This window comes from Chitinophaga sp. (genome assembly GCF_019236475.1).
In the GTDB taxonomy this organism is placed as follows: Bacteria; Bacteroidota; Bacteroidia; order Chitinophagales; family Chitinophagaceae; genus Chitinophaga.
The window spans coordinates 841,661-867,166 of the sequence record NZ_JAFAIX010000012.1 but is presented as its reverse complement, the minus strand read 5'-3'; the positions used below and the strand labels follow the sequence as shown (position 1 = coordinate 867,166).

Annotated in this window: 26 protein-coding genes and 3 tRNA genes; 16 read left to right on the top strand and 13 right to left on the bottom strand. The window is 40.3% G+C overall.

The annotated features are described in order from the left end of the window. Position 1: 1 nt before the first annotated feature. The 3 genes from JO154_RS19785 to JO154_RS19775 form a co-directional block, all read right to left on the bottom strand. The gene (locus tag JO154_RS19785) at positions 2–256 is read right to left on the bottom strand and encodes a hypothetical protein (protein ID WP_291948728.1); all 255 of its coding nucleotides are present in this window, start codon (positions 254–256) and stop codon (positions 2–4) included. 21 nt (positions 257–277) lie between these two features. Further along, the gene (locus tag JO154_RS19780; protein ID WP_291948727.1) at positions 278–517 is read right to left on the bottom strand and encodes a hypothetical protein; all 240 of its coding nucleotides are present in this window, start codon (positions 515–517) and stop codon (positions 278–280) included. 181 nt (positions 518–698) lie between these two features. Further along, positions 699–1,886: a DUF5009 domain-containing protein gene (locus tag JO154_RS19775; protein WP_291948725.1), complete on the bottom strand. Its 1,188-nt coding sequence runs from the start codon at positions 1,884–1,886 to the stop codon at positions 699–701. Positions 1,887–2,003: 117 nt separating this feature from the next. Here JO154_RS19775 and JO154_RS19770 point away from each other — a divergent pair, with 117 nt between their 5' ends. The 7 genes from JO154_RS19770 to JO154_RS19740 all read left to right on the top strand — a co-directional run bounded on the left by JO154_RS19770 (position 2,004) and on the right by JO154_RS19740 (position 9,514). Beyond that, complete coding sequence (locus JO154_RS19770; RefSeq protein WP_291948723.1) at positions 2,004–4,049, top strand: M13 family metallopeptidase; 2,046 nt, start codon at positions 2,004–2,006, stop codon at positions 4,047–4,049. 53 nt (positions 4,050–4,102) lie between these two features. Next, positions 4,103–5,293, top strand: coding sequence for a GTPase HflX (gene hflX, locus JO154_RS19765; RefSeq protein ID WP_291948721.1), 1,191 nt, complete (start codon positions 4,103–4,105; stop codon positions 5,291–5,293). Continuing rightward, positions 5,293–5,634, top strand: coding sequence for a Rieske 2Fe-2S domain-containing protein (locus JO154_RS19760; protein WP_291948719.1), 342 nt, complete (start codon positions 5,293–5,295; stop codon positions 5,632–5,634). Before hflX ends, JO154_RS19760 begins: the two co-directional genes overlap by 1 nt. A gap of 70 nt (positions 5,635–5,704) precedes the next feature. Then, positions 5,705–7,315 carry a glycosyltransferase family 39 protein gene (locus tag JO154_RS19755; protein WP_291948717.1) on the top strand — a complete coding sequence of 537 codons (1,611 nt, stop codon included), beginning with the start codon at positions 5,705–5,707 and terminating at the stop codon, positions 7,313–7,315. A gap of 141 nt (positions 7,316–7,456) precedes the next feature. Further along, a tRNA-Asn gene (locus tag JO154_RS19750) sits at positions 7,457–7,530 on the top strand. 113 nt (positions 7,531–7,643) lie between these two features. Then, positions 7,644–8,927: an ATP-binding protein gene (locus JO154_RS19745; protein ID WP_291948715.1), complete on the top strand. Its 1,284-nt coding sequence runs from the start codon at positions 7,644–7,646 to the stop codon at positions 8,925–8,927. Next, complete coding sequence (locus tag JO154_RS19740; RefSeq protein WP_291948714.1) at positions 8,927–9,514, top strand: HNH endonuclease domain-containing protein; 588 nt, start codon at positions 8,927–8,929, stop codon at positions 9,512–9,514. The genes JO154_RS19745 and JO154_RS19740 overlap by 1 nt, the downstream gene beginning before the upstream one ends. Positions 9,515–9,517: 3 nt before the next feature. On the opposite strand, the gene JO154_RS19735 is transcribed toward JO154_RS19740, so the two are convergent. Beyond that, positions 9,518–10,486 carry a hypothetical protein gene (locus JO154_RS19735; protein ID WP_291948712.1) on the bottom strand — a complete coding sequence of 323 codons (969 nt, stop codon included), beginning with the start codon at positions 10,484–10,486 and terminating at the stop codon, positions 9,518–9,520. 169 nt (positions 10,487–10,655) lie between these two features. Here JO154_RS19735 and JO154_RS19730 point away from each other — a divergent pair, with 169 nt between their 5' ends. The 4 genes from JO154_RS19730 to JO154_RS19715 all read left to right on the top strand — a co-directional run bounded on the left by JO154_RS19730 (position 10,656) and on the right by JO154_RS19715 (position 14,121). Continuing rightward, positions 10,656–12,188, top strand: a complete 1,533-nt coding sequence (locus JO154_RS19730) for a rhomboid family intramembrane serine protease (RefSeq protein ID WP_291948709.1) — start codon at positions 10,656–10,658, stop codon at positions 12,186–12,188. Positions 12,189–12,238: 50 nt separating this feature from the next. After that, positions 12,239–13,300 carry a glycosyltransferase family A protein gene (locus JO154_RS19725; RefSeq protein ID WP_291948705.1) on the top strand — a complete coding sequence of 354 codons (1,062 nt, stop codon included), beginning with the start codon at positions 12,239–12,241 and terminating at the stop codon, positions 13,298–13,300. Positions 13,301–13,339: 39 nt separating this feature from the next. Further along, positions 13,340–13,960 carry a hypothetical protein gene (locus tag JO154_RS19720; RefSeq protein ID WP_291948703.1) on the top strand — a complete coding sequence of 207 codons (621 nt, stop codon included), beginning with the start codon at positions 13,340–13,342 and terminating at the stop codon, positions 13,958–13,960. 87 nt (positions 13,961–14,047) lie between these two features. Beyond that, positions 14,048–14,121 (top strand) — tRNA-Asn (locus JO154_RS19715). Here the strand turns inward: JO154_RS19715 and JO154_RS19710 are convergent. The 6 genes from JO154_RS19710 to JO154_RS19685 form a co-directional block, all read right to left on the bottom strand. Then, positions 14,087–15,637: a recombinase family protein gene (locus JO154_RS19710; RefSeq protein WP_291948702.1), complete on the bottom strand. Its 1,551-nt coding sequence runs from the start codon at positions 15,635–15,637 to the stop codon at positions 14,087–14,089. The two genes, JO154_RS19715 and JO154_RS19710, sit on opposite strands and share 35 nt — an antisense overlap. 36 nt (positions 15,638–15,673) lie before the next feature. Next, complete coding sequence (locus tag JO154_RS19705; RefSeq protein ID WP_291948700.1) at positions 15,674–16,090, bottom strand: hypothetical protein; 417 nt, start codon at positions 16,088–16,090, stop codon at positions 15,674–15,676. A gap of 307 nt (positions 16,091–16,397) precedes the next feature. Continuing rightward, positions 16,398–16,766, bottom strand: a complete 369-nt coding sequence (locus JO154_RS19700) for a hypothetical protein (protein ID WP_291948698.1) — start codon at positions 16,764–16,766, stop codon at positions 16,398–16,400. 490 nt (positions 16,767–17,256) lie between these two features. Continuing rightward, on the bottom strand, positions 17,257–17,565 hold the full coding sequence (locus tag JO154_RS19695; protein WP_291948696.1) for a hypothetical protein: 309 nt from the start codon (positions 17,563–17,565) through the stop codon (positions 17,257–17,259). Positions 17,566–17,705: 140 nt separating this feature from the next. Continuing rightward, positions 17,706–17,870 (bottom strand): hypothetical protein, encoded by a 165-nt coding sequence (locus JO154_RS19690; RefSeq protein ID WP_291948694.1) that lies wholly within the window; start codon positions 17,868–17,870, stop codon positions 17,706–17,708. Between the two features lie 81 nt (positions 17,871–17,951). Further along, positions 17,952–18,209, bottom strand: coding sequence for a hypothetical protein (locus tag JO154_RS19685; RefSeq protein ID WP_291948692.1), 258 nt, complete (start codon positions 18,207–18,209; stop codon positions 17,952–17,954). 673 nt (positions 18,210–18,882) lie between these two features. Between JO154_RS19685 and JO154_RS19680 the strand changes: the two genes are divergently transcribed. From JO154_RS19680 to JO154_RS19665, 4 genes are all read left to right on the top strand, one after another. Then, positions 18,883–19,158: a hypothetical protein gene (locus JO154_RS19680; protein ID WP_291948689.1), complete on the top strand. Its 276-nt coding sequence runs from the start codon at positions 18,883–18,885 to the stop codon at positions 19,156–19,158. Between the two features lie 137 nt (positions 19,159–19,295). Continuing rightward, positions 19,296–20,309, top strand: a complete 1,014-nt coding sequence (locus JO154_RS19675; RefSeq protein WP_291948687.1) for an ABC-three component system protein — start codon at positions 19,296–19,298, stop codon at positions 20,307–20,309. Continuing rightward, positions 20,297–20,782 (top strand): ABC-three component system middle component 2, encoded by a 486-nt coding sequence (locus JO154_RS19670; protein ID WP_291948684.1) that lies wholly within the window; start codon positions 20,297–20,299, stop codon positions 20,780–20,782. Before JO154_RS19675 ends, JO154_RS19670 begins: the two co-directional genes overlap by 13 nt. Positions 20,783–20,796: 14 nt before the next feature. Further along, positions 20,797–22,644 carry a hypothetical protein gene (locus tag JO154_RS19665; protein WP_291948683.1) on the top strand — a complete coding sequence of 616 codons (1,848 nt, stop codon included), beginning with the start codon at positions 20,797–20,799 and terminating at the stop codon, positions 22,642–22,644. A 390-nt stretch (positions 22,645–23,034) separates the two neighbouring features. Here the strand turns inward: JO154_RS19665 and JO154_RS19660 are convergent, their stop codons facing one another. Genes JO154_RS19660 through JO154_RS19650 form a run of 3 tightly spaced genes read right to left on the bottom strand, consistent with a single transcriptional unit; the run spans position 23,035 to position 24,585 of the window. Further along, complete coding sequence (locus tag JO154_RS19660) at positions 23,035–24,048, bottom strand: type II toxin-antitoxin system HipA family toxin (RefSeq protein WP_291948681.1); 1,014 nt, start codon at positions 24,046–24,048, stop codon at positions 23,035–23,037. Next, positions 24,026–24,361: a HipA N-terminal domain-containing protein gene (locus tag JO154_RS19655; RefSeq protein WP_291948679.1), complete on the bottom strand. Its 336-nt coding sequence runs from the start codon at positions 24,359–24,361 to the stop codon at positions 24,026–24,028. The genes JO154_RS19660 and JO154_RS19655 overlap by 23 nt, the downstream gene beginning before the upstream one ends. Continuing rightward, positions 24,361–24,585: a helix-turn-helix domain-containing protein gene (locus JO154_RS19650; protein WP_291948677.1), complete on the bottom strand. Its 225-nt coding sequence runs from the start codon at positions 24,583–24,585 to the stop codon at positions 24,361–24,363. Before JO154_RS19650 ends, JO154_RS19655 begins: the two co-directional genes overlap by 1 nt. Positions 24,586–25,269: 684 nt before the next feature. Here JO154_RS19650 and JO154_RS19645 point away from each other — a divergent pair. Then, positions 25,270–25,342, top strand: a tRNA-Gly gene (locus JO154_RS19645). Positions 25,343–25,506: the final 164 nt, after the last annotated feature.

Here is a 25,506-nt window from a genome sequence, read left to right as displayed (position 1 = left end):
ATTACTTATTCACATGTGAGATAATCAGCTCTGCTACTTTATGCAGTAGGTTCACGTCTACCTGTTTGGGGGAGTCGTGTAAAGGTTTGCTGGATACAGCGCGTACATAACCTTCTTCATCGGGTTCGAAGGTGATTTCCTGTTCTTCTATATCTACTTTATAAACCGTTTTAAAAGGGAGTTCGGAGGTACGTACTTCCAGTATATGTGGGTGTCCTTTATATTCGAACTTTAATGTAAAATTTGCTGTATGCATATTGGGTTATCGCTGTGCGAATTAGGCTTCCTTCTGTTTTTGCTGGTGGTAATAATGCCTGATCCTGTTCTTCTCATCTCTTGAAAGTTCATGGATATACCACATGGACAGATAAGCCAGTCCGCTGATGATAAAAATGTATCCGATGAAGCCAAGTGTGTGAAATAGTGATGACCATGCCCAGTCATTGGAATCGGCATACTGCGCTAAGATAGCCAAAAATGCGCCTACAGTTGTGAATATAATTGCGATTTTTTTCATGGGAGTTAGTTTGGGATAATCAATTGTATTAATACTTCGGTTACTGCATTCTGTCCTTATTACATACGTAAACGAATGAAACAGGGATCTTGTTACAAAAAATTTTTTAATAGGGTCACAAACGAATGAAGGCTTTACCCTTTGATAGGTAAAGCCTTCCAAAAATTTTGTTTTTAACCGGTTATAATTGCAGGCGTATATGTAGTTTATTGAGGCCCTTCACGAGGAACAACATCAATATTGCATAGCAAGCACTCCATAGTATTCCTGTTACACCTTGATCGAGCATTGCAGGCAATTGGATACCTAAGTATATCAGCAAGAAATAGACGATATTGGGTAGAATATAGGTCAGTAAAGGATTAGACCCTGCTGGTCTGAAAAATGTTGTCCATTTGTTAATTTGTTTTACATCGATGATGTAATAGAGTATAGAGAACACCACCACACAGATAGCGGCACTATTAAGGGCCCAACTGGGCGTTGCATTGATTTTTGAAATCTTGTACTGTGGGCGGAGGCAAGCGCTTGTTATCGACAGAATAATAAAAAATCCGCTCACCCTGGATATCAGTTTACTTCCTCTCAGATCGAGGTCTTCATCAAAATAAAACAGCGACAATAATAATCCACAGAGCACAATCGCCGTATGGATAGCATTACCTGCCTGACCGCCGATCCAGTCGTATTCACTGTCACGTATAAACGCTTGTTGAGAAATGGCATAATAGGCAATACATACCGCAATCATCAAGAAAATTCCTCCGGAAACACCTTTCACCAGTTGATAGATGATGCAGGCATAGAGATACGCCCACCCGATAAGGCCCAGGATACCCCACCACTGCGGCTCTAAATAGTGATCTCCAGCTTTTCCTCCCCTGTAAATCCATCCGAGGTATAATAGCAGTGCTATACCTAAACCCTTGAAGCACCAGGCAATCCAGGCTTGTTTGAAGCGATAAACATTCCAAGTAAGGATAACTGCTATATAAAAAAGGAGGGACCAGAGTGCCATCGGCATGCCGGTAGCGGCTGGATTGAGTCGGCTAGTATTCACCATGAAAAGGCCCAATACCAATAGGCCTAGTGTACGCCAGATGATATGCCATTGCAGTTGCCAGAAGGAATCGCCCTTTGCTAATCGGCTATTGATCGCAAAGGGGATAGACATACCTACAATGAAAAGGAAAGCGGGGAATACTACATCCACGAAGGTCATAGCATCTTCATCTGCATGGGCATGCTCCATCCAGTGCGGGATTCCGCTGACGCCAGCCACATTATTGACGAAGATCATGACGAGGATAGTGATACCCCGAAAGGCGTCGATGGATAAGATGCGCCCTTGTTTTAAGTTGTTTATCATAATGGAATTGCTTCTACAAAATACAATTTCATGTGACCAAAGTAAACAATTCTCCATGAGCGGATAAAGGCCAATGGTCAAAAGTTGTACCTTCAATATCAAACTATTTTTCTGCTTATGAAAAGATATGTCTTAGCCGGAATGGGAATTTCCGCGCTGGCTTTTTTTATGGCATGTAATCAGGGCCTTACTTCGGCCGAAAAATCCTCCTCCGAAGACCCGCTTGCAGCCCACAGGGATACTACTGTTGACCCCCGACATGATTTCTTTGACTATGCCAATGGTGGCTGGATCAAAGGGAATCCAATTCCACCGGAATATAGCTCTTGGGGAATCGGTAATCTCGTAAAAGAAGAATTATATAACCGTCTGCGCACCATTAATGAGAAAGCAGTGGCTAACCCGCAGGACCCTATTTCAAAGAAGATTGCGGCCTTTTGGCAATCTGGTATGGACTCCGCCAAATTGAATGCCGACGGTATCAAACCAATTGAAGGTCAACTGAAAGCGATTGACGCCATCACCAATCTGCAACAATTGGCACAAGTGAGTGCACAGTTGTCCAATTTCGCGAATGTACTTTGTGGCATTGGTGTAGCACAAGATGCCAAAAACAGTGAGGTAATGGCTGTTACCTTCTGGCAAGGAGGTCTGGGACTGCCCAACAGGGATTATTATTTCAACACAGACGACCGTACTGCTAAAGTACGCGCTGCCTATCCTGGGCATATCTCCAAAATGCTGCAATTTACAGGAATGTCTACCGCCGCAGCCGATGCAGCAGCCACAGACATCCTGAATTTGGAAACCATCTTGGCTAAAAACAGCCGTAAACTAGAAGCCCTTCGCGATCCTAACGCCAACTATAACAAGATGGCAGTTAGCAAACTGACGCAGATGGCGCCAAACATCGACTGGGCCATTTATTTGCAGCACCAGGGTATCGCCAAATTCGCGGATACCATTATCGTAGGTCAGCCTGAATTCTATACTGCCCTTAGCAATGCGTTGAAATCTGAGAAATTGGAGACTTGGAAAAATTACCTCAAATGGCAAGTGATTAATAGTGCAGCAGCCTATCTCAGCGATACCATCAGCAGTGCAGACTTTGCCTTTTACGGTAAGCTGATGCGTGGTCAGGAAAAGCAACAAGTACGTTGGAAACGCGTATTGGATGCTGAGGAATCCGCTATGGGAGAGGCTTTAGGCCAGTTATTCGTAAAAGAATATTTCAATGCCAATGCTAAAAAGAGATATGAAAATCTCGTAGAAGATATTCGTGGCGCCCTGAAAGTACGTATTCAGCACCTCGCCTGGATGAGCGACAGCACCAAAGAGAAAGCCCTCTACAAGCTGTCTAAAATCACTAAGAAAGTAGGTTATCCAGATAAATGGAAGGATTTCTCCGCAATGGATATCAAAGCACAGAGCTACTTTGATAACAGTCTCCAAGCACAAATCTGGTGGCATAATCACGAAATCAACAAGTTGGGCAAACCAGTAGATCGTACCGAGTGGGATATGACACCACAGACTTACAATGCGTACTATAACCCAAGCAATAATGAAATCGTTTTGCCTGCGGGCATCTTCACGGTGCCGGGTAAACGTGATGAAGAGTTGGATGATGCTTTGGTATATGGTTATGCTGGCGCTTCCACTATTGGTCATGAAATCACGCATGGATTCGATGATGAAGGTCGTCAGTTTGATGCAGAAGGTAACTTGAAAAGCTGGTGGACAAAAGAAGACGAAGAAAAATTCAATAAGCGTGCTGCCGTAATGGTGCAGCAGTTTGATGGTTATGTGGTGGTAGACAGCCTGCACATCAACGGAAAGGCCACACTGGGTGAAAATATTGCTGATTTGGGCGGTATTCTCCTGGGATGGGATGCCTTCCAGAAATCCGAACAGTTCAAAAAGAACGAGAAAATCGCTGGTTTAACACCATCTGAGCGCTATTTCCTTGGTTATTCCCTGGGTTGGCTGAGTCATACTAAAAAAGAGGACCTTGCCAGAAGAGTATTGGTAGACGTGCATTCTCCGGCTAAATTCCGCGTAAACGGACCTTTCAGCGATTTAGATGCATTCTATGATGTGTATGGACTGAAGCCAGGCGACCGTATGTACAGACCTGATAGTCTCCGCGTACGTATCTGGTAATAACCTGAAATCCGCTTTTTCTCATTAATTTTGCGGACAAATTCAGAAATACTTTGATTGAGAAAAAACAAGTAGTAAAACAGGAAGAACGGGCCGTGATTGTAGGTGTAATCACGAAAGACCAGAACGAGCGCCAGGTACAAGAGTTCCTGGACGAGCTGGTATTTCTTGCCGAAACGGCGGGAGCTCAGACTGTAAAACGTTTTACTCAAAGACTAGCACATCCCGACAGGGCCACCTTTGTAGGGAAAGGAAAGCTGGAAGAAATACATCAGTTTATAGCTGGCAGAAATATAGACCTGGTCATATTTGACGATGAACTGACCGGTTCACAGATATCGAATATTGAGAAGGTGCTGAAGGTCAAGGTAATTGACCGTAGTGACCTGATCCTGGATATTTTTGCCCGTCGCGCCCGTACTGCGCAGGCGAAGGTGCAGGTAGAACTGGCTCAGTACCAGTACATTCTGCCTCGACTGCGTGGTATGTGGAGCCACTTGGAGCGTCAAGGAGGTGGTATTGGTAGTAGGGGTCCGGGGGAAACCGAAATTGAAACGGACCGTCGTATCGTAAAGGACAAAATTTCGTTGTTGCGTAAACGTTTGGCTGAAATAGACAAACAGGCGCTGACACAACGGAAGGAGAGAGGGGAGTTTATTCGTGTAGCCCTGGTTGGTTATACCAACGTGGGTAAAAGTACCATCATGAATATGCTTAGCAAAAGTGAGGTATTTGCTGAAAACAAACTCTTCGCCACCTTGGATACCACCACTAGGAAAGTAGTTTTCGAACAAACGCCTTTCCTCCTCAGTGATACCGTAGGGTTTATCCGTAAACTGCCGCATCACCTGGTAGAGAGCTTCAAATCCACATTGGATGAGGTGCGCGAAAGCGATATTCTGCTGCATGTAGTGGATATTTCCCATCCGCAATATGAAGAGCAGATCGAAGTGGTAAACCGCACTTTGCAAGAACTGAAAGCCTTCGAAAAGCCCACCATCCTGATCTTTAACAAAATGGATCTCTATGAAGCCAACACCTTTGATGAATGGCTGGATGAGGAGATCAAGCAAGATATACTCCGTCAACTGAAGACAGGTTGGGATACCAAAACCAATGGTAATACCGTGTTTATTGCTGCCATTGAAAGGAGAAATATCGAAGAACTGCGCAAAACCATTATGGATAAAGTAGCACAGTTATATCGTGAACGTTATCCGTATAAAACAGAATTCTTCTATTAATGTCCAAACAATACACATGGTATAAACTGGATGAATTCAGTTTACCTGTTACAGAATCGGATATAAAAATATTGGAAGTAAATGGCAAAAAGCTGTGCTGCACATTATTTGGCGGGCAGCTTTTTGCTTTTGCGTATAAATGTCCTCATGCCAGTGGTATCATGGCCGATGGTTTTATCGACAATGCGGGGAATGTTGTTTGTCCGTTACACCGTTATCGTTTTAGTATTAAAAACGGGCGTAATGTAAGTGGAGAGGGGTATTTCCTGAAAACGTATCCTGTCGAGCAGCGTGAAGACGGTTATTTCCTGGGAATGGAAAAGAGTGGGTGGCTATGGTAAGGCAGTTATCATTCTGTTAAGTGTACAGGTAACTGTTGATGGTATGGCGATAGAAAAGTAATTTTTCATCATGCCTACAACTAATTTCCGACCTGCCAACGTCTCCGAGCGGCAAGTATGGCGATGGATCATCGTGATGTTGATATTGCTGCAGTTTAGTGCCTTATTTGTTCCCCTGCTGGAGCCCGACGCTGCTTTATATGCCGTCATTTCAAAAAACATGGTGCTTCGGCACGATTACCTGAATCTCTTCTTGGAAGGCCATGATTGGCTGGATAAACCTCATTTCCCCTTTTGGGTGACTGCACTCAGTTTCCAGATTTTCGGTATACATACTTGGTCGTATAAGTTACCTGCCATATTGTTCCTGTTGATGGGCGCATGGTATACTTATCGTTTTGCCCGAGACCTTTACGGTGAAGATGTAGCCCGGTGGAGCGTTTGCATACTGTTGACAGCCGAGCATCTAGTGCTTTCCAACAATGATGTAAGGGCAGAGCCGTATTTAACGGGACTTATCATCGCGGCTGTATATCATTTTCATCGTCGACAGGTACTACCAGGGGCCATATTCACGGCGTGTGCCATCATGACCAAAGGGATTTTCGCGATTGTGCCCATAGGAGCCGCCATAGGAGGGCAGGTGATATTCACCCGTAATTGGATGGAGTTACTGCATTGGCGTTGGTTGGTAGCGATTGTATTGACATTTTTGTTTATCACTCCAGAATTATATGCCCTGTATCAGCAATTTGATATGCATCCAGAGAAATTAGTTTTTGGGAGACACGCAGTATCCGGACTACAATTTTTCTTCTGGGACAGCCAATTTGGGCGTTTTATGAACACGGGGCCTATCAAGGGTTCTGGGGATCCCTTCTTTTTCTTTCACACTGTTTTATGGGCCTTTCTGCCTTGGTCAGTGATGTTGTATGCAGCGGTAATTCAATTTTTCCGGCGCTTTAAATCAGAGAAGGACTTTCAGTGTATTTGTGGTGCCCTGGCTACGTTCCTCTTGTTTTCTTTGTCTAGGTTTCAGTTGCCGCATTATCTAAATATCGTATTTCCATTTTTCGCCATACTGACAGCCCGATATATTTTATCACTGGAAACAGAAAAAGGGTTGAAATTTTTCCGGGTAACACAGTATACCATCATTATACTGGTAGCGGTTTTGGGAGTAGTAATAGACTTATTATACAAGCCAGCCATGCATCTCCTTTGGCTGATTCCTGCCGGGGCATTGATTCTGTTGTATATCCTGCTCCATTATTGGATGGGTAAAACAACGCGTCAGGCGGTATTTTATCGTTCTATAGCTATCAGTATTTTACTGAATTTATATCTGAATACGGTACTATATCCTGATATGATGCAGTACCAGAGCGGCACAACAGTGGCAGCATTGGCCAACAAACAACAGCCAGGAAAGCCTATTCGGATGTACAAGGCACATTCCTATTCGCTGGAATTTTACGCCAAAGCGCCTGTCAGCGCATGTGACACGCTGTGTGGTCCGGGGCTGTATTATACCAATGCCGAAGGATTGGCTATCATCTCCCGATATCATATTATTCAAAAATTTCCACAATTCTGGGTGAGTAAGCTGGACTTGCCATTTGTGAGAAAAGCGACTCGCGCTGGGGTTTTAGAAGAAAGGTACCTGGTCGAAGCATATTAAATTATTTTTTAAAACTGGCTATGGCAGGCAGTTTCCAGGCATACTTCCAAATTTTTTCAAAAAAACTGAAATAAGATTTTGCAGAAATGAAAATTTGCCTATTTTTGCAATCCCAAATCGCACAAACGGTACGGGAAAAATTCCTCCTTAGCTCAGTTGGTTAGAGCATCTGACTGTTAATCAGAGGGTCGCTGGTTCAAGTCCAGCAGGGGGAGCGAAGGAAAAAAGCCTGCTAACATATGTTGGCAGGCTTTCTTGTTTTTACTATCTTCATAACTCACATATCCATCCAACAGCTTTTTCATAAAGCATCTATCAAGGACAACTTATGAAAGTTAAAAAACTCCATATTGAGTCGCATAAACACCTGAAGGATCTGACACTGAATTTTACTTATCCAGAAGGACATGAGCTGGCAGGCCAGCCATTGAAACGGGTTTGTATTATTGGGCAGAGCGCTACAGGGAAGACGACGATATTGGACTTGCTGCAGGAAAACTTATTTCTCCTCTATTATACAGGCATAGATATAAATAGTAATAAAACATTACGCAGATACCCACCATCATCATCTAAATATCCATTAACTGGAAGCGTTGAATATGAGCATGAGAGCGGACCAATTATAGTAAATAAAAAAGAGGCAATTTTCAATGGAAAAATATCCTCTGAGAGCAATGGAAAAAGTTTTATCGAGGATTACTTCAGCAGATTTATCAAGTTGGTTTATCTTGGCTCAGACTCCATTAACGATGCATCCATTCGTGTCTTTGATCAAAATCCATCCGACTTACTCCATAATTTGCCACAAAATAATCAAGAATGGCTTCAATCTTCAGGGGATCACCAACACTACATGTTTGAATTCTCTGAGAGCCAGGACCTACATGTCTGGAGTTCACTACTTGACGATATTTTGAAATACAGGAAAAAAATTACTCAAATGGCGTCAGAGCTAATCAGCAAAGGCTCCATGACCCCAGCAGAACTTCAAGAGTGGTTAAAATCGAACCCCAATCCCCTCATCGATTTTGCCAAAAACTTTAACCCAATTTTAGAACGATTGAACCTGGAGGTCGATATTATAGATACAGAATATCCAGTTCCGATCAAACCTAAATTCGGCAGGAATGTCATCCCGATTTCGAAATTGAGTACAGGAACAAAAGGGCTGTTACTCTCATTTTTCCCTTTGCATCAGCTCAATACCAAGGATGCCATCATTCTAGTAGACGAGCCTGAACGCTCCTTATTCCCAGATATTCAGGTAGAATTGATCTCACATTACGAACGCCTGGCTCCTGAAGCACAATTAATCGTAGCTACACACTCTCCATTCATAGCAGCGGCTTTCCAGCCATATGAAAGATTCATCCTCTATTTTGATGAAGATGGAAATGTTGCGGTACGAAACGGACAATCTCCCATCGGAGATGATCCAAATGATATTCTCAAAAATGATTTCCAGGTAAACTATTATAACGAAGCCGGGCAAAAGGCCTATAGAGATTATCTAGCCCTGAAACAAAAAATGTCTCAGGAAACTGACATCCAGAAAAAGAAAGCATTATTATTAGAATTAAACCATCTCGGCAATCAATATAATTTCTAATGCGGCGAGCAACCAAAGACCCCAATAGCCTTATTCTTAGCAAGAACCTGACGTATAAGATCAATAACTCTGCGAATAATAAGAAGATAGCCGATATCCTTTATAAGGAACAAAAATGTTATTGCGCCTATACTGATGAGTTTATCAGCAGAACAGATGCAAGTGATATTGAGCATTTCAACCCAACACTCAAGAATACTATCGCAGATAACTACAACAATTGGTTCTTAGTAAAAACTCAATGGAATAAAGAAAAAAGTGAAAAATGGGGAGATTATCAACCTGTGCTTCATCCTACTGATCCTGCTTTAGAAGATAGGATTATCTATTATGATGGAGATTATGTAGTCGCAAATCTGAATGATACTGAAGCTAAGAACCTGGTCAGGATCTTAAAACTGGATGATCCAGCTCTAGCTGGAAAACGCAAGAAATATATTGACCGCAAAAAGGAAGAAATAACCGCATTTGGAGGTGATGCTGTCACATTTTTTAATGTGTTACTGGAAGCTGACAACTGCCAAATATCCTACCTCAGAGCCATCAAAGAGGTATTCAAGATTGACATCTGGCAGTTGATCCCATAATCCCTAATTCCCCTCATAAATATGCGGATACCTTGCCGTCAATTTCGTTGACCAATGGATATTCCCTGTCATCAGGTATTGCAGCCCCTCCAAATATTTACGAATAGCCTTGTTATAAGCTGGGTACCGAGAAAGTAACACCGCCGATAATAGTTCGAACTGATGCACTTCTTCATTATGCACCCTCACCGCCTCGCTGATAGCCGCCTCCATAGAGAGACTCCAAGCGTTGCTAAGCACGGATACTAAGTTAAATGCAGCTCCCGCCGTAGAACGACTCATTTCCTTGGATAAAGAAAACAGGTCATTGCTATAGCAAATCGCATTACGACAATGCCCCGTCAATCTTGCATAAAGCACAGAGGAAGTAATCTCCTCTGGTAGGTTTACATCCCCCATCATGGTCAAGCAATCAGTGGCCAGATGAGCAGCACCTAGGTATTGCCGAAGCAACTGGTAATCGCGAAGCGCCGGCTTTTTGGCGTGTAGAATATGCTTCAACTGCCAGAGACTTCCAGCAAACATATCCCTGATATTCTGGACAAAAGTTTGCTGCCATTCCACCGTACTGATTTCCCTTGCTCTTTGCCAGAAATCATTGAACGCACATAATGTTTTCTGCGTTCCGTTATAGGTCCCTTTATGTAAGACTTCCATGAATTTCCCTTCTAACAGCAGCATTTCTTCTGGAGAATTGAAAGTGGTGGTTTCATCCATATGATCGTCTACTAGAAATAAAAGGGCATTAAGATCACACCAGGTTTCCAACGCTTTTTCAGAAGCATTTGGATAACTGCTTACAATAAGGGCTGCAAAATGGTGTTTTTCATAAAAATCAAACTGCTCCTCATTGTGCAAGAGTTCAAATTTTCGGAGCCATGCTTGTGTATGGACGGCAATTTTAGTAGTTAATGCCTGGTCTGCCCAGGTGGCATATGGGCAATATAGTCTGGGGATGCGATAAAGATGCATAGAAAGATGGTTTAAAACAATATCAGATCTGGGCGATTTTTTTCGATTGTTATATTGTCGCAGTAAAACGATTTAAAAAAGGGAAAGTTCATTTTTACCCTATAATTCTATTGTTGACAGTTGCAAGAGTCTGTCCAGTAGTTATATTTGTGAGACACGTGTAACCCATATGTCAACAAGCACTTATCAAAAGAAATTCCAACTCATTATTTTACCGGTTCTATTAACCGGATTAGCATTCATCCTGGGTTATTCCTTCTTGCGATGGTTACTGGATATCCGGTTACGTGTATTGCCACTTAAACATGATGTCATTACAACTGTATTGCCAATATTATTGGCGGTAACTCTTGTGTTACTTTTTCGTCCACGGTTTAAAACGATTCAGTTTAAGGATAAGTCATCGCTCTGGCTGATGTTTGTTGCCGCATTGATGTGCTTAATCCCTACGCTTCTCTTTCAGCAGTATCTTGAAAATATATCCTACCAGGAGATACAGGTAAAATTTCCAGGACAGATCAACAGTAAACAGTATAACCGCAATTACAATGTTGGGACCTATGTGCCAGACCTTTCCCATGTGGGCGTTTATCATATGACTTATACCAGTGGCGGTCGATATGAGTCTACGCTGAATTTTAGTACCTATATCACATTCCCATTATACGACAAACCATCCGATACCGCAGGGACACCTCAAGTATGGTATTGCCTTCAATATATGACCAGCACCAGCAATGAATCATCTGATTCCATTAATGAAATGGCATTTCGAAAGCATAAAGCCCTTGCTCCTGCATTCCTCCAGCGGGAGTTTTCCCAGATGGGACATACATTTGAACGAGAGCCTACATCTGAATATGCCGATTATTATCTTCGGGCCATCAAGAAAAAATATCCTGATTTACATGGCACACCTATTCTTTTGAAACCTGCCACCACACACAGTAGTAGCAGCGAATCCCTGATGTGGATAAGCTTGAGTTTTGGCATAGGCGCTGCTATCTTTATCTGGATAGTCCTTGCCAAGCCATTCGACGAAAAAGCCTTAAACCAATATCTTTCAGGTAAACCGTTTTCACAGGACATGCTGGGACAAATCCTGCATTTTCTAAATCCAAAGGGAGAGTATCCAGGAAGTGCCATTATGATTAACATCAATCTGGCTATTTACCTGATAATGATTTTAATGGGAGTACCGATTTCCTCCGCCCCAGCCAGCACCTTGCTGGATTATGGCGCCATGTATTACCCCTATGTAATGGATGGACAATACTGGCGCATTTTCACCGCTATTTTCATTCATTCCAATGGACTGCATATCCTGTATAACATGATGGCATTGGGCATTGCGGGCGTCATGCTGGAAAAACTGATTGGTCCGAAGAAGTTCATTCTTTTCTATCTGATCACTGGCGTAATAGCAGCAGTTGTATCTATGTTCTGGGACAAATCCAGTATTCAAATGGGCGCTTCCGGGGCAATTTTTGGGCTTTTCGGCGTCATTGCAGGCATGTTGCTGCGTAAGGCAATTCCAAAGGACACAAGAGCTCCTTATTGGGTAATTCTGATAGCCTTTGTAGGATTATCCCTGCTATTGGGCTTGGTCATGCCGAATGTGGGCAATGCGGCTCATATCAGCGGGTTGATTGCCGGAGTATTGCTCGGCCTGTTGCCCTATAAGGCGCTTCAAACCAAATAGCTTAAATTGTGTTATAGTTAAAACCCTCTGTTCCATTAAAGTTTGTTAAAATGTCGTACCGCATTTCTTTTTGTACGGTCTGCATGAACCGTACGGAACATCTCAAGATCACACTTCCCCAGAACATAGCGGATAACCTTGACTATGGTAATATAGAATTCGTGCTGCTCAACTATAATTCTTCAGACGATATGCATGAATGGGTGTTTTCCACATTGGGAAAATATCTGGAAAAAGGTATCCTGAAATATTATCATACTATCAGTCCGGAATATTTCCAGATGAGTCATTCAAAAAATATGGCTTTTCGGCTGGCCCAGGGAGACATACTCTGTGGGATGGATGCAGATAACTTCGCCGGGAAAGGATTTGCGGCATATGTGAATGAACAGTATACCCACAACAATCAAGTTTTTATGATGCCACCTCCTATTGGTCCGGAAAAGAAGAGATGGGATGTGCAAGGAAGAATATGTGTGTATAGAGACGACTTCTACACACTGCGGGGATATGACGAACGGGTGAAGGAATATGGCTATGAAGATAAAGACTTCAAACAACGGCTTCTCGCACTCGGTCGCGAAAAAGTGGTGATCCGTGATGAAGCTTTCCTTCAAGCCATCCGACATGATGATAAAATGCGCATCAGTGGTGGCCTTGCAGAGAAAAATTTCAAGCAACTGTTTATCTGCACTGAGGATATTCCTGAAATTATTTACCTACAGGATAACAATAATTTTGAGAAAGTACAGGTAGATCCAGCCCTACTAAACTATGATGGAAAAGAGTTGCTGAAAACACCTATCCGCAGGATGTATTGCGGTAGCTATGAGAAATCCGGCGATCAATACCTCTTGTACAGAAAGAATCACGAGAAATGGCTGTCTCTCTCTATTCTTCATAACGGCCATCTCAGAACCCAGGACCAGCGCGAGTATCTGCCTATTCCTCCTGGGCAACTCAGTGAAAACTTCTTATTACAAAGAGCTATTTATCTCGGTAAAAAAATTTATGAATCCAACAGGCAAAACAGAAACCTTATCAACCCAGATGGATTTGGGCAAGGTTTCGTTTTTACGGACGATCCTCAACAGACCATCGTTCTGGACTAATTGAATTTTATTTACCTTTCGCGGAATATTCCTATAACGATGAAATATATAATGGTTACCCTGTGGCTTACTATGAGCCTCTGTACTGCATTTGCGCAAAGAAGTAATATTGAAGAATTGGCTACTATTACCACACTAGAAAATACTGTTCCCCGCCAACTGCATCATTTGTTGATTATCTCTTCCGGGCCGATGTCTAGTCGGAAGATAGCCCTGGATATAAAGTATGCCCTCGATAAACAACTAAAAGGGGGGAAATTTGCATCCACCATTGTACACCTTGGAGGTATGGAAGATTGTACCACTGAAAATATTCAAAAAGCATTAAACATGCATCCACATGATGCCGCATTGCTCATTACTCCACAATTGGACACGCTTCCAAATAAAACTTACTCCCCGAAACCATTGCCAGATTATCTTTCGGTGGCATTACTTGTCGTCACTGGCGTAAAAGATCCCTACAGGCCGAAAGCAAAAAGAGAATATGCCCAACAGATGATGATTCTTAACCTACTGGAAGGGACCAATGCCCAATCGCCTTTCTGGTCAGGCCAGACTTTAAAAATGACCGATCTAGGCTCTGGAAGATACTACCAACGCCTGGTGGAAACGATGCTGAATACCTTAAAGGAGCAACATATTTTTTTAGGGAGTTAAAAAAATTTTCTTTGAATTGTAAATACATTTATTACATTTGCGACCCGGAATTCTCCAAACGGCAGATTTCCTGGGAGTTATACAAATTCCTCCTTAGCTCAGTTGGTTAGAGCATCTGACTGTTAATCAGAGGGTCGCTGGTTCAAGTCCAGCAGGGGGAGCACTACTAGACAACGGTTCAGGATTTTTTCCTGAACCGTTTTTCTTTGCCTGTAAATCCTTATTAATCCTGAGGAGGACATCAACAGCTGGTGTATACTTTGGGGTTTGATAACAATCATTTTCAAAAGTCAGTTTATCATCCAGTATTACATTCAGTATTCGCCGTTTTACTTCAACATCGGCTTTTATATACCACTGTGCCAAATCTTTCAGTAGTACTGTGCTTTTTGACAGATACGTTTTGAATTCTGCGTTTAAGTCTGATTCCAAAGCAGCTTTATCTGCTGTGAGGTTGTCGATTAGGTCAGTAAGTTTTCTGCGAACACTATTATAGGCCTCTGCAAGAATGCGGTCATTTACATAATCATCCTCTTTGCTGTCCAGCTTTCTTTTACAATCTTCGATTTGTTTTGAGATTGTTTTAATCTGCTTTTTCACATCATTACCGTTTTTATCAAATGTGTTTTCAAGTATTTGTTGGTAGCAGGTTATTATATGATCATCAACAGAGAAGGTGTCAATCAGTAAATTTTCAAATTTTTCATTAGCTCCAAGCGCGTTATACCGGTGGTGCCCTTCCTGGCATTGATAATATACAAATCGTCTATTTTTTACGGCGCTTGAGGTCATATTTTTCTTGCAGGTAGGGCATCTCATAAAGCCACGTAAGGGATGCCGTTGGTCCTGCTGCCTGATATTTTTAGTTCGTTTCCTGCCTTTAAGTAGTTTCTGCACATCGTCAAACAACTTTTCTTGAATAATGGCAGGATGTTGTCCTCTGGCATAATGTGCCTCTTCATCAGCAGTAGCTTCAATCTTCACATATCCAGCGTAAACCTTGTTTTTGAGAATATTAATAAATGCTTGTTTAGATAGAGGTCTTTTCCAAGCATGTTTTTTTGTGACAGTTTTTTGCACCTCTGGAATAGAATACAGTCCTGTACTGTACATTTTGAAGGCATCACGAATAAAATCTGCTTTCTCATCATTGATAGTTAATGATGATGTGCGTGCATCTTCTCTGTGATATTTATAACCGAGAGGCGCAGTACCAGCCCATTTTCCCTGCTTGCGCATGATTCTCATGGCATCTTTGGTTCTTTTTTTAATTTTTTCACGTTCAATATAGCCGCTGGTAATATAGACAGTAAGTAATAGGTAATTTTCGGGATTTGATAAATCCAATGGCTGCTCAACAGCGTCCAGTAGAATCCCTTGTTTTTTAAACTGATTGATGACGGAGAATGAATCATCGATGTTTCTTGTAAACCGATCCCAGCGTGTAAACAATATGTAGTCTACTTCTTTCTTATGGTGCTTGATGTATTCAGTCATTTTTTTCCACTCTGGTCGGTTGAAATCCTTTGCTGAATAGTCTTCTTGATAATGTTTGAGGATGGTAATGTTTTTTATTTGACAATATTTTGTCAGTGTTTCTTTTTGGTGATCGAGGCTAAATCCGTATGCAGCCTGATCATCAGTTGATACGCGTGTATATAAAATTGCATTCTTCATGAAAAAAGTTTACTGAAAATTAAAAAGATGTTAGCGTTAAGAAAGCCTGGTGTTTTTAAGGTATTCGCCACCAAATCGCTCTCGCTCAGTGCGTACATATCCATCACTTTGAATAAAATACATACTTAGGCTTGACGGAGGAAAGCTTTCAGTATTGAAATCTACCCTTTGCTGAATGGCATTTATCTTTATGCCCAATCTTATAAGTTTGCGAATAAATGCCATCCCTTCCTTTCTATATAGAAATAGTCGATCCCAGCGTGTAATAAGTATCGTATCATATGCTTTGCTGTAAATTTTAGGCAAGAGGCATGTGATAGGCAGATCGTTGAATTCATAGTCCACGATTTTTTGTTCTGTGCAATGTTGTAGCAATTTATCCTTCTGATAGTCGAGTTGAAACCAAGCCTTATCCAGCTTAGTATCAGAAACGTGTAATAGTGTTTTAGACATTATGTTATTTCGTTATATTTTAGAAAATAAATCTCCCTTAAATTGAGCCGCTCAATTTTAAAATGGGATTATTTAACCGCGTTAGCTTTGTATTCTATTTGCGCGAGTGTGTTAAGGAGTTCGAAGAGGAGCTGGGCTTCTGTATGGCTTATAGGTACGCCGGCGCCTTTCCAGTATGTGATAAACTTTTCAAGAGTATCCATTTCCGTAATTGGAATGGGCTACACCTGATTTCGTCAGGATATGCAGCTGGTGCTACCATAGTAAGATGTTCTCTTAGCATTAAAAAAGTATAGTGTTAGTATAATTATAGTTTTACATATCGGTCAGCAAAGAGCCCATTGGGCCTGAACCTGATATTGAGATCGCCTTTACTCCCTGTTGTGTATTCAGATAGTCTGGCGTTCTTGTCAAGAGTCAGCATTTCCTTGCCAGTACATTCAGCGATTTTACCACTTCTAACTTTTAATATTATCTCTTCATATCGACCATGTATGATGTGTTGTAGTATTTTCATTAGGAGGTTAATATTTTCATTATTAGCATCTCCGCCGAAAAAGTGGTAATACATGAACTGCAAATGCAGATTTGCTCTCTCTAGATGTACACGGGCCATCCTAATGTTTGGTTCATGCTTTTTAGTAGGAGCGCATTGCGAATTATTCTTCTGAATCATTTGTGTTTGTTTTACGCAAAATTATGGCAAAATATATTCAAAAGCATGCCTCGGTAACTCGGAACTAATTGATTTTGAGTTAATAAGATGCAGTTACGAGCCGAAAAAAGTTATTTCAGATAGAATGATTTTCAAGTTATTGATTTTCATTTTTTTAAGTGTATCAGATATTGACATTGCGATTTTTAATTATTTGTAGAGGTTTTCTAAAAAAAATCCAAAGAATTTTTAACTTGATAAGATTAATTACAAGACACTATCGTAAACCCTCAAGGGCAGGCTGTTTTGTTGTTTTTTGGTGAGAAATGGGCAGGTTTATTAATTCTGAGCGGCTTTTCCAGCTTATTTTAATTGTTCCATAAAGAAGCCTGGAAAGCTAATTTGAGGTGAGGAAATAGGTGAAAGAATCATTTTTAGGTGCATTATATGTGTATGTTGAGGTATAGAACGGCTGAAAATTAAAAGGGCCGTCAATTGGACAGCCCTCCTCTTAATAAAGATTATTTTTGAACTGGTTAAGTATTTTTTGATTGGGACTGCTGAATAGTGCAAAAATATTGTCAGCATTAGCCACAGACTTTGCGTGAACCTTCACCTTCTCTCCTTCTTCCTGTAGGGTGATCATAATTTCACCGTAGACAGTGAATTTTTTATAATCTCCCGTTAACTGATTCAGAATGGGGTTTACTTTGATTTGGGTAAACCCACCTGCTGATAATGCGTTCTCAATTCTCTGCATCAAATCAGGTAGTTTTCCATGAACAATGAAATTTTCTTCTTTGCTTTTTCTGATTGCCATAACTATTTTTTGAAGTTGAAATTTTTATAGAGTAATGCTGATGCCTATTATACCCATGGTGATCGCGAAAGCATAACCAGTAATTACAAGGTTAATAGTTGATTGATCTGATTCTTCCATAACGTTAAGAGCATGATTAATTATGCCTTGGTAACCGTTCTGATACTTGCATTGGGATATTGAGCTGCTGCAATTCTCCTTGCCTCAACTTCATTAGGAGCCTCAATGATTGGGTATATACTTCGGGAAATGCCGAATTTATCTGTGTATACCACAAGTACTTTGAATTTGATAGATGTTCCCATATTGTATTTTTTATGCGTGAAAATTGTTGAAGACATTTTTTCGATCAGTATGCACCTATGTTTACATGAAACTTTCGCATTTCATATTGTTGATAAAATATTAAAACCATTTATAGGATGTGTTGGGCTGACAGCGCCGTAATAGATAAACATCGCCATTAGTAACAGCGAACTAATAGTTACAAGTGCCAATACAATGATGAGGAATATCGACAGTCTTTTATACAACATTACCCGTTCCTCCATTTCATTTCTGATTCGTATTTCAGTATGAGTTACGGCTTGTTTTACTGCTGCTTTAAGGACTTCCATGCTAATCTTGTTATCAAGTTTGGTCATATTAGCTGAGGATTATTTCGAAAATCTCAAAAGTAGATTGTGGATTAAAGCATCCTGAGTGACAATAATCTGTATACAAAACCCGAGAGCCATGATTAGACAAATTGTAACACCCACTATAAAACCCAGTAGAAATTCAGTTCCTTTCCAAAACGGATCTGTCTTTGTTGAGGCATTTTTGGAATGCAGGTAGTCGCTATTCATAAGTAGCAACCGCGTTTAAGGGAATCTTAATTTCAAAAATTTCAGTGGCTTCGTTCGACATCCAGAAAGTGATCATATGTTCCTAAAGTATTTGGGGGTGAAGTATTCTATAAGGAGAGCAGCGGAACTGGGTTGCATAAAAGCAAAAAAGCATGGAGCTCTACTTGTTGCCCCGTCGAGTTGCGGCCCCGGGTACTAACAAGCGAGCCCACGCTTTTTTGCATGAGCATCGCTGTCTTATCCCGGGGCCGCAAAACTCGACAGGATTAAGAACGATACAATGCGATCAATAACTTAGGTGACCGCAAAGCTAGTATTTTGAATGGAAAGTTTAATGTCTGAATCTATCCAGTAAGCATATTAAAAAGTTATTTCCAAATTTAATTAAAATCTTTAAAATATTAAATTTTTCATTTAATGAAATAAGTATTTTATTTAATACATCGTCATTGTCTTTACCTTGCCTGTAATGACAAAGGATAAACGATATAATACGGTGAGATTACTTTTTGAAGCAGGTAGCATCAATAGTCTTGCGGAAATTGTTGACATTATTCCAAAATCAGTTCTTGCAGCCGATCTAGGATTGCATTATTATCAGTTTCTAAAAAAAATGCAGGCTCCAGAACTGTTTTCAATCAAGGAGCTTGTTACGATTGCAAGCCTTATCGGTGTGGACACCGCGCTTATTGTCACTCCGATAGTTACTGTAGCAAAGAAGAAGATAGGCAAGCAACACAAATAGATGTTACCACTGTCTAGCAACCTGTAAATATTTTCCTATAGTATTCAGTTTCAATGTGGTCGAGTTTTCTTATATTTATATAGTTGAAACTAGCATATACCTATTAATCGTACTCAATTTTAACCTTAATTATCAATATGCCTGCCCCAGCACAGTATGAAAGATTAATTCTATCCTTAACAGATGATGATTTGGAGAAATTTGTGCTTGACTGGGTTGATCAACAGAAAAGCAAGTATGTACGTTCTCAAAAGTTTTCTGGCCCAGGTGATGCTGGTCGAGATGTTGTAGGCTTTCTGACCAAAGAGTATCATAGTGGTCCTTGGCATAATTATCAATGTAAACAGTATGCGAAGAAGCTTGTCACTAGCCTGGCAGTTAGTGAGATTGGCAAAATTTTATATTACGCTCAGCAAGGAAAATTTACTGCACCAGAAAAGTATTACTTCGTGGTTCCCCGTGGAGTGAATCGGAATCTGGAAGACTTACTTTTGAAGCCTCAGGATTTTAAAAGTGCGCTCGTCAGAGATTGGGATAAGTACTGTTTGGAAACGATTATTGAGGGAACAAAGGTGCCATTGTCAGAGGAGTTAAAGTCATTTATTGAAGGGTACGATTTTTCTAATATTACCAGTATTGCAGTTCACGATATTTTAAAGGGAGATTCCATTCAACCGGTTTTAGACAAATGGTTTAATCAAGATCCCGGACCGGCACCAACTGTTGTTCCTCCAGACGAAATACAAGAAAACGAAACTGGTTATGTTAATCAGCTATTAGCGGCCTATAGTGAGCGGGAATCCCAAAATTTTAACGAACCTCAGGATATAATACAATATCCAGATCACATGGGCCATTTGTCTCTGCAGAGAGAACGATTTTATGCAGCAGAATCGTTTAAAAGCCATTTTCGCGATAATACGAGTTTGGAAATTATATCCGGCATAGAGGATGATGTATATTACGGCGTTATTGATGTATGTAATGAAGCGCATAGTGATGCCTTGGCGAGAGTAGACAAAGTAATGCAACAAGCCGCCAATATATCGGTAACAGGGGTACTAGCCAAACATGCTAAAGTAGTCGTTAGGCAGGGAATTTGCCATCAACATGCTAATCTTCACAAACCGAAATTGAAATGGAAAAAATAATAGAGCTTCAACAACCAGTTTTGTTCAACAGTACGCTTGAGACAGGTGTAAGAGCGACTATTATTTTGAATGCGTATTATCCAAAATTACTGAGCCTTTCTGCCTTGGTTCTTATGGATCATCTTGTGGTACATACACAAGATATGGGTGGCCCAACTAGCCTTCATGTTAATCTACCTCATCGCGGTGGTGAGTTGTTAGTCAGAAGAGAAGTTATTGAACAAGGTACCGCGATGATGAGGCGGTTGGGGTTGATTAATCTCATAGCTCTCCCCAGTGGATTCTATTTTCAAGCCTCTGAAGAAGCATTGCCATTTATTAGATTACTGAAGTCTAAGTATAATGTTCAATTAAAAGAAAGGGCGCAATGGCTTGCTGAAAACATCGGCAATGTAGACGATGCATCTATCGAAAAACTTATTAATCAAAAGATTAATAGGTGGGAATTGGAATTTTATAATATTGATAACTGACCTCATATACCATTATGAAAGATAAGCGTATTATCATCCTTCAAGTTGCATTTACTGGGCAGAGCAAGCCGATTGCGGACGTGAAGTTTAATGGAAATGTTGATATAATATATGGAGCATCAAATACTGGAAAATCGTTTATTATAAAGGCAATCGACTTTATGTTTGGGGGGAGAGATCTTTTGCCCGCAATTAATGAAAAAGTAGGTTATACGAGATGCTGGATGAGCTTTGAATTGAACGGAGAAGGTGTATTTACAGTTTCTCGATCTTTAGAAGGAGGTGATTTTGAACTTTATGAAGGTATTGTAACTAGCGAGGTTGAGAGCAATTTAATCAAGACTCTTGCGGCTAAACATCAGGAGGGCGAAAATATATCTTCATATTTCTTGGATTACTTGGGAATAAAAGACAAAAAAATTGTTGCAAAAAAGGGTACTCTTCAAAAAAATAGTTTTACTATCCGCCAGTTAATAAAGGTGTCTTTGGCTATGGAGGGTAAAATATTTGATGAGAAAAATTCTCCTGTTTTATCGGGAGATTCAAACACTGATACAAGCGAAAAAAGAGCATTTCATTTTATACTTACAGGCCAAGATGATTCTCATATAGTTAAAGCACCGGATCGTAAAACGTTTACAGCCTCCAAAACGTCTAAAATTGATATGCTGACAGATCTAGTTAATGATATCGATGATCAGCTAAGGCTTCTATATGATAATACAGATGGTTTGGAAGAGCAATTTGAAAAGGTAACTGCTTCCCTTAAAGCAACACAGGCAACGTTTGATATTATTAATAATTCTATTCAGACGCTTGTAGAAAGCAAGTCGTTACTTTCAAACGAAATTCCCAAAAAGGCTCAGCGTATAGAAGAAATGGAGCTGCACCTGCAAAGATTTAGTGTTTTGGAAGCCTCTTATAATTCGGATATTGACAGACTCGAATCCTTTGAAGAAGCAAGTTTTCTAATAGGCTTGGAGCAGAGAGCGTGTGAAGTATGTGGTGCTCAGCCAGAAGATCAAAAATTGAAGGAGCCTGACACAATGTTATTAAGACAGGCTGCACTGCAGGAAATAAGCAGAATCAAGTTAAAAAAACAAGATCTTATATTGACCATTGGGGATATTAGCGATAAACTACATTATGAAGCAGTACAGTTAACCGATTTGCAAAGAAACCTCAGTGAGGTTGAACTAGAAATTGCTCAGTATGCCCCCGAGATCAGTAGTAGTCAGCAGTCTCTTAATACTTTACTTACTACAAGAGACAACTTGAGCTACGCACTCAACATGATCAGGCAAAGGAAAGATTATACAGATAAAATACAGCATTTTAAGAGTCTGAAGGCTCCAAAAAAGGAAGAGCTTTCCTCAAAACTGCCGGAAAGCATCATTTTTGAATTTTGTAAGGTTATACAATCTGTGCTGAAAGCATGGAATTTTCCGGGTGACTGTGTCGTTAGTTATGATCAGCAGACTTATGATATAATAATTGATGGTAAGGTCAGAACAGCCAACGGTAAAGGTGTCCGGGCAATCACCCATGCGGCCTTTAAGGTGGCTATAATGCTTTACTGTAATAACAAGAACCTGCCACACCCTGGATTCCTTATTTTGGATTCTCCTTTACTTACCTACAGGGACGCTATTAACACAAGCGAAGCACTTACAGAGGATGAAATTGAATTGAAGGAGGCGAATGTCGCCAGTCATTTTTTCAAGCATTTGGCTTCTCTTAAGGATATAGGCCAATTTATTATCATGGAAAATATAGATTTACCTGATGATATTGATCTATATGCTAACGTTCAAACCTTTTATGGTATTGGAGGAAGTGGTCGCCAAGGCTTATTTCCATGATAATTTTTTACCAACTTTTTAGATTCTATCACGTGATTTCATAAAATCATATGACATTGATAATCAATTAATTATATTCCTTCTATTCTAATTCTTGAATTCTACTTGTTGAATGATACATTATAATAATATAAATTTTATAATTGTTTTAATTCAATTAGGGGAAGTATAAATGAGAGCCACATTATGATTTCAAAAAAGCCTTACTGTGCTGTGGAATGCGTGTATTTGAGGTCAGTACTGAGGTTACTGAGTTTTTGCAGACTTTTAAACAAAGAGTTTAATAAATGTGCATCAGGGGGAGCTTATCAAGACCGGTCCGCATTATTGCGGACCTTTTTTTATGCTTCCTGCATCAATCTCTAATGATCCAATAACTCTTCTATATAGCTACAAACCCAATAATCTCTGGCGTTCGTGAATTATCTGAATATATTTTGCTTTTGCCTCGGCACTGAGAAAGCTTCGTTGTATGAGTTGTATCGTTTCAGGTGTTTTCTGCAGAGCCATACGTATAATCTGATTAGCGAATGGCAATGAGATCCCAGCTTTTTCTGCAAAAACCATAAATGAGGTCCCAGTATAAGTTCCAATATTATAGTAGGTTTCTTCTTCATAATCTCCCTCGTAAAGCCCCCCATGTAATGCCAGATGATTATCATCAATATGAAGTTTGGTACATAATAGGTCGTAAGCTGGTGACAGGACGAAATCTCCTTGAGCTGATTCTATTAAAGAAAAGTTCTTCAAATGAGCATTGCCATTAGCGATAAGATAATTTACAATAAGCAATCGAAAAAAATCTACCAAGACAACAGGAGCAGCGGCAGCATATTGTCGAATCGTTGTTGCAATATCCAAGTAGGATGCATTATACTTAAAGCTATTCCCTTCCAACTCTGGACTTTTACGCAAAAGCGTAGCAAAATCTTCCAACTGATATTTCTCTTCACTATTAGGTTTGTAATCAAAACGCCGCGTTATATAGCCAGGAGAACCATCATTAAAAAAAATCATTCCACATTCCGCCGTTCTAACACCAAATACCTGTTTGGCGATCTGCATACTTACATGTTCGTTGGCTGGCAAATCACTAATGCGCTCAAAACGCTCAGTAGGGATAGGTTTCAGAATATGCGTACCACCCTTATCCGTGAGCAACAAATTATTAACTTCCTGAAGTATACTATACTTCTCCTGTACACCACTTATACTGATATACTTTCTTTTATCGTTATAAGCCTTATTAAGCTTGGCATTCAATCCTGGAGAACCAAATGGTAGTATATGTGATACCTTTCTACCTCTATTTCCAAATAGGGTAGCCTGTGCAATTGGGCTATACGTTGTAAACCCAGGATGCAATGTAGAAGGGCATACTTCAATCACTTGTTGCTTCATCATCTTCCTTTATTTTAATTGGGCCAATATGATCTCCTTCTCCAGTTGCCAATAGAAGTCCGAAGTAATCATTTTCATCTATTTTTAGTAAGCGTGTTTGTAAGGCTTTATTCGCACCCTCACTTAGTAGATTCACAAATGCAGGAAATAATATACTGCTTTCAAATGGGGCCTCTCTTAATGGCAATGTTAGGCTGATGGGGAGACTATCAGGAGATGATAGGTATGCTGCATCATACGTAAAATAATACTTTCCTTTCGCTTCTGCGAGAATACCTGCAAAGTGATTGTTATAATATACCCGGGCTCTTCTCATTATTCAGAATATAAAGGTTCTTTTAATTTAAAATCTATTTGCAATCCCAATTGTTCCGCAAGTCGAAGAAGCGTAATTAAAGAAGGATTGCCTTTCCCTTGTTCTATTAATTGAATAGTTCGAGTGCTCACTCCAGAAAGCATTGCCAGCTCTGGTTGAATTAATCCTAATAACTCTCTTCGCTGTCGAAGTTTCTCACCCAAAATCAGGATTGTATTACGCATTATACTTCGCTTTTACCTATAAATTTAAGTAAAAACACACAAATACGCATCAAAAGCAAAATATACTTCGCTTTTTGAAAAAAATAAACCTTATTGAACTGATCAAAAATCAGCAAGGCCTTAGCAATAATGCTAAGGCCTTGTTCTTCATCCTCACAAAATCTTTATCTCTCCGTACTACAACCCCTATTAGGCACACTACAACTTCCCCCTGCACAGCATCCTGCATTCAGCACTGGTAGCAAGGTGAATAATCCTCCCATTGTTATGAATAGCCAATCCCCACTGGATATACCTTGTATCAACACAAAGAGACCCACCACCAAACGGAGTATCCGCATAAAATTCCAGTTTCGTAATATATTGTTCATCCTCATATCATCCGGTTTATATGTAACAAAGGTATCGCATACCATCCCGAAGAATGGTAACAATTGTTACATAAGACAACTGATTTTTAGGGAGACAACATTCCGCTATAATTGCAGCTACTACTGTGTATCGTAGTGTTTGCCTAAAATAAATTCAAGCCCTTTTCGTTTTAATGCCACTAGATAGCTATCCGTTCAGTAAAAAATTTGCCTGTATGAACGATAAATTTGTGGTTTCTTGGCAACTCACGTTGATATAATAACGTTAGTAATTAAACTTTAAGCAGGAAATACTATCTTTATTATCACAAAAGCGGAAGTAGCTCACCTGGTAGAGCGACAGCTTCCCAAGCTGTAGGTAGCGGGTTCGAGTCCCGTCTTCCGCTCAGTACAGTATTTATTGAAAACTTAAAACCAATACCATATCAAGTTTGGTGGCCTTAAAACTCAACAAACCTTTTAGATATGCTGTTATAACCCTGTCGGATATACGTCCGATAAAAATATTTGTTGTCCTGCAAGGCAAGCGCGGGATGACGTCTCCCCGGGT

Bases quoted from the DNA above. Each gene is read 5' to 3' on its own strand.
- JO154_RS19785 (WP_291948728.1), bottom strand. From the start codon at position 256: ATGCATACAGCAAATTTTACATTAAAGTTCGAATATAAAGGACACCCA.
- JO154_RS19780 (WP_291948727.1), bottom strand. From the start codon at position 517: ATGAAAAAAATCGCAATTATATTCACAACTGTAGGCGCATTTTTGGCT.
- JO154_RS19775 (WP_291948725.1), bottom strand. From the start codon at position 1,886: ATGATAAACAACTTAAAACAAGGGCGCATCTTATCCATCGACGCCTTT.
- JO154_RS19770 (WP_291948723.1), top strand. From the start codon at position 2,004: ATGAAAAGATATGTCTTAGCCGGAATGGGAATTTCCGCGCTGGCTTTT.
- JO154_RS19760 (WP_291948719.1), top strand. From the start codon at position 5,293: ATGTCCAAACAATACACATGGTATAAACTGGATGAATTCAGTTTACCT.
- JO154_RS19755 (WP_291948717.1), top strand. From the start codon at position 5,705: ATGCCTACAACTAATTTCCGACCTGCCAACGTCTCCGAGCGGCAAGTA.
- JO154_RS19745 (WP_291948715.1), top strand. From the start codon at position 7,644: ATGAAAGTTAAAAAACTCCATATTGAGTCGCATAAACACCTGAAGGAT.
- JO154_RS19740 (WP_291948714.1), top strand. From the start codon at position 8,927: ATGCGGCGAGCAACCAAAGACCCCAATAGCCTTATTCTTAGCAAGAAC.
- JO154_RS19735 (WP_291948712.1), bottom strand. From the start codon at position 10,486: ATGCATCTTTATCGCATCCCCAGACTATATTGCCCATATGCCACCTGG.
- JO154_RS19730 (WP_291948709.1), top strand. From the start codon at position 10,656: ATGTCAACAAGCACTTATCAAAAGAAATTCCAACTCATTATTTTACCG.
- JO154_RS19725 (WP_291948705.1), top strand. From the start codon at position 12,239: ATGTCGTACCGCATTTCTTTTTGTACGGTCTGCATGAACCGTACGGAA.
- JO154_RS19720 (WP_291948703.1), top strand. From the start codon at position 13,340: ATGAAATATATAATGGTTACCCTGTGGCTTACTATGAGCCTCTGTACT.
- JO154_RS19710 (WP_291948702.1), bottom strand. From the start codon at position 15,637: ATGAAGAATGCAATTTTATATACACGCGTATCAACTGATGATCAGGCT.
- JO154_RS19705 (WP_291948700.1), bottom strand. From the start codon at position 16,090: ATGTCTAAAACACTATTACACGTTTCTGATACTAAGCTGGATAAGGCT.
- JO154_RS19700 (WP_291948698.1), bottom strand. From the start codon at position 16,766: ATGATTCAGAAGAATAATTCGCAATGCGCTCCTACTAAAAAGCATGAA.
- JO154_RS19695 (WP_291948696.1), bottom strand. From the start codon at position 17,565: ATGGCAATCAGAAAAAGCAAAGAAGAAAATTTCATTGTTCATGGAAAA.
- JO154_RS19690 (WP_291948694.1), bottom strand. From the start codon at position 17,870: ATGGGAACATCTATCAAATTCAAAGTACTTGTGGTATACACAGATAAA.
- JO154_RS19685 (WP_291948692.1), bottom strand. From the start codon at position 18,209: ATGACCAAACTTGATAACAAGATTAGCATGGAAGTCCTTAAAGCAGCA.
- JO154_RS19680 (WP_291948689.1), top strand. From the start codon at position 18,883: ATGACAAAGGATAAACGATATAATACGGTGAGATTACTTTTTGAAGCA.
- JO154_RS19675 (WP_291948687.1), top strand. From the start codon at position 19,296: ATGCCTGCCCCAGCACAGTATGAAAGATTAATTCTATCCTTAACAGAT.
- JO154_RS19670 (WP_291948684.1), top strand. From the start codon at position 20,297: ATGGAAAAAATAATAGAGCTTCAACAACCAGTTTTGTTCAACAGTACG.
- JO154_RS19665 (WP_291948683.1), top strand. From the start codon at position 20,797: ATGAAAGATAAGCGTATTATCATCCTTCAAGTTGCATTTACTGGGCAG.
- JO154_RS19660 (WP_291948681.1), bottom strand. From the start codon at position 24,048: ATGATGAAGCAACAAGTGATTGAAGTATGCCCTTCTACATTGCATCCT.
- JO154_RS19655 (WP_291948679.1), bottom strand. From the start codon at position 24,361: ATGAGAAGAGCCCGGGTATATTATAACAATCACTTTGCAGGTATTCTC.
- JO154_RS19650 (WP_291948677.1), bottom strand. From the start codon at position 24,585: ATGCGTAATACAATCCTGATTTTGGGTGAGAAACTTCGACAGCGAAGA.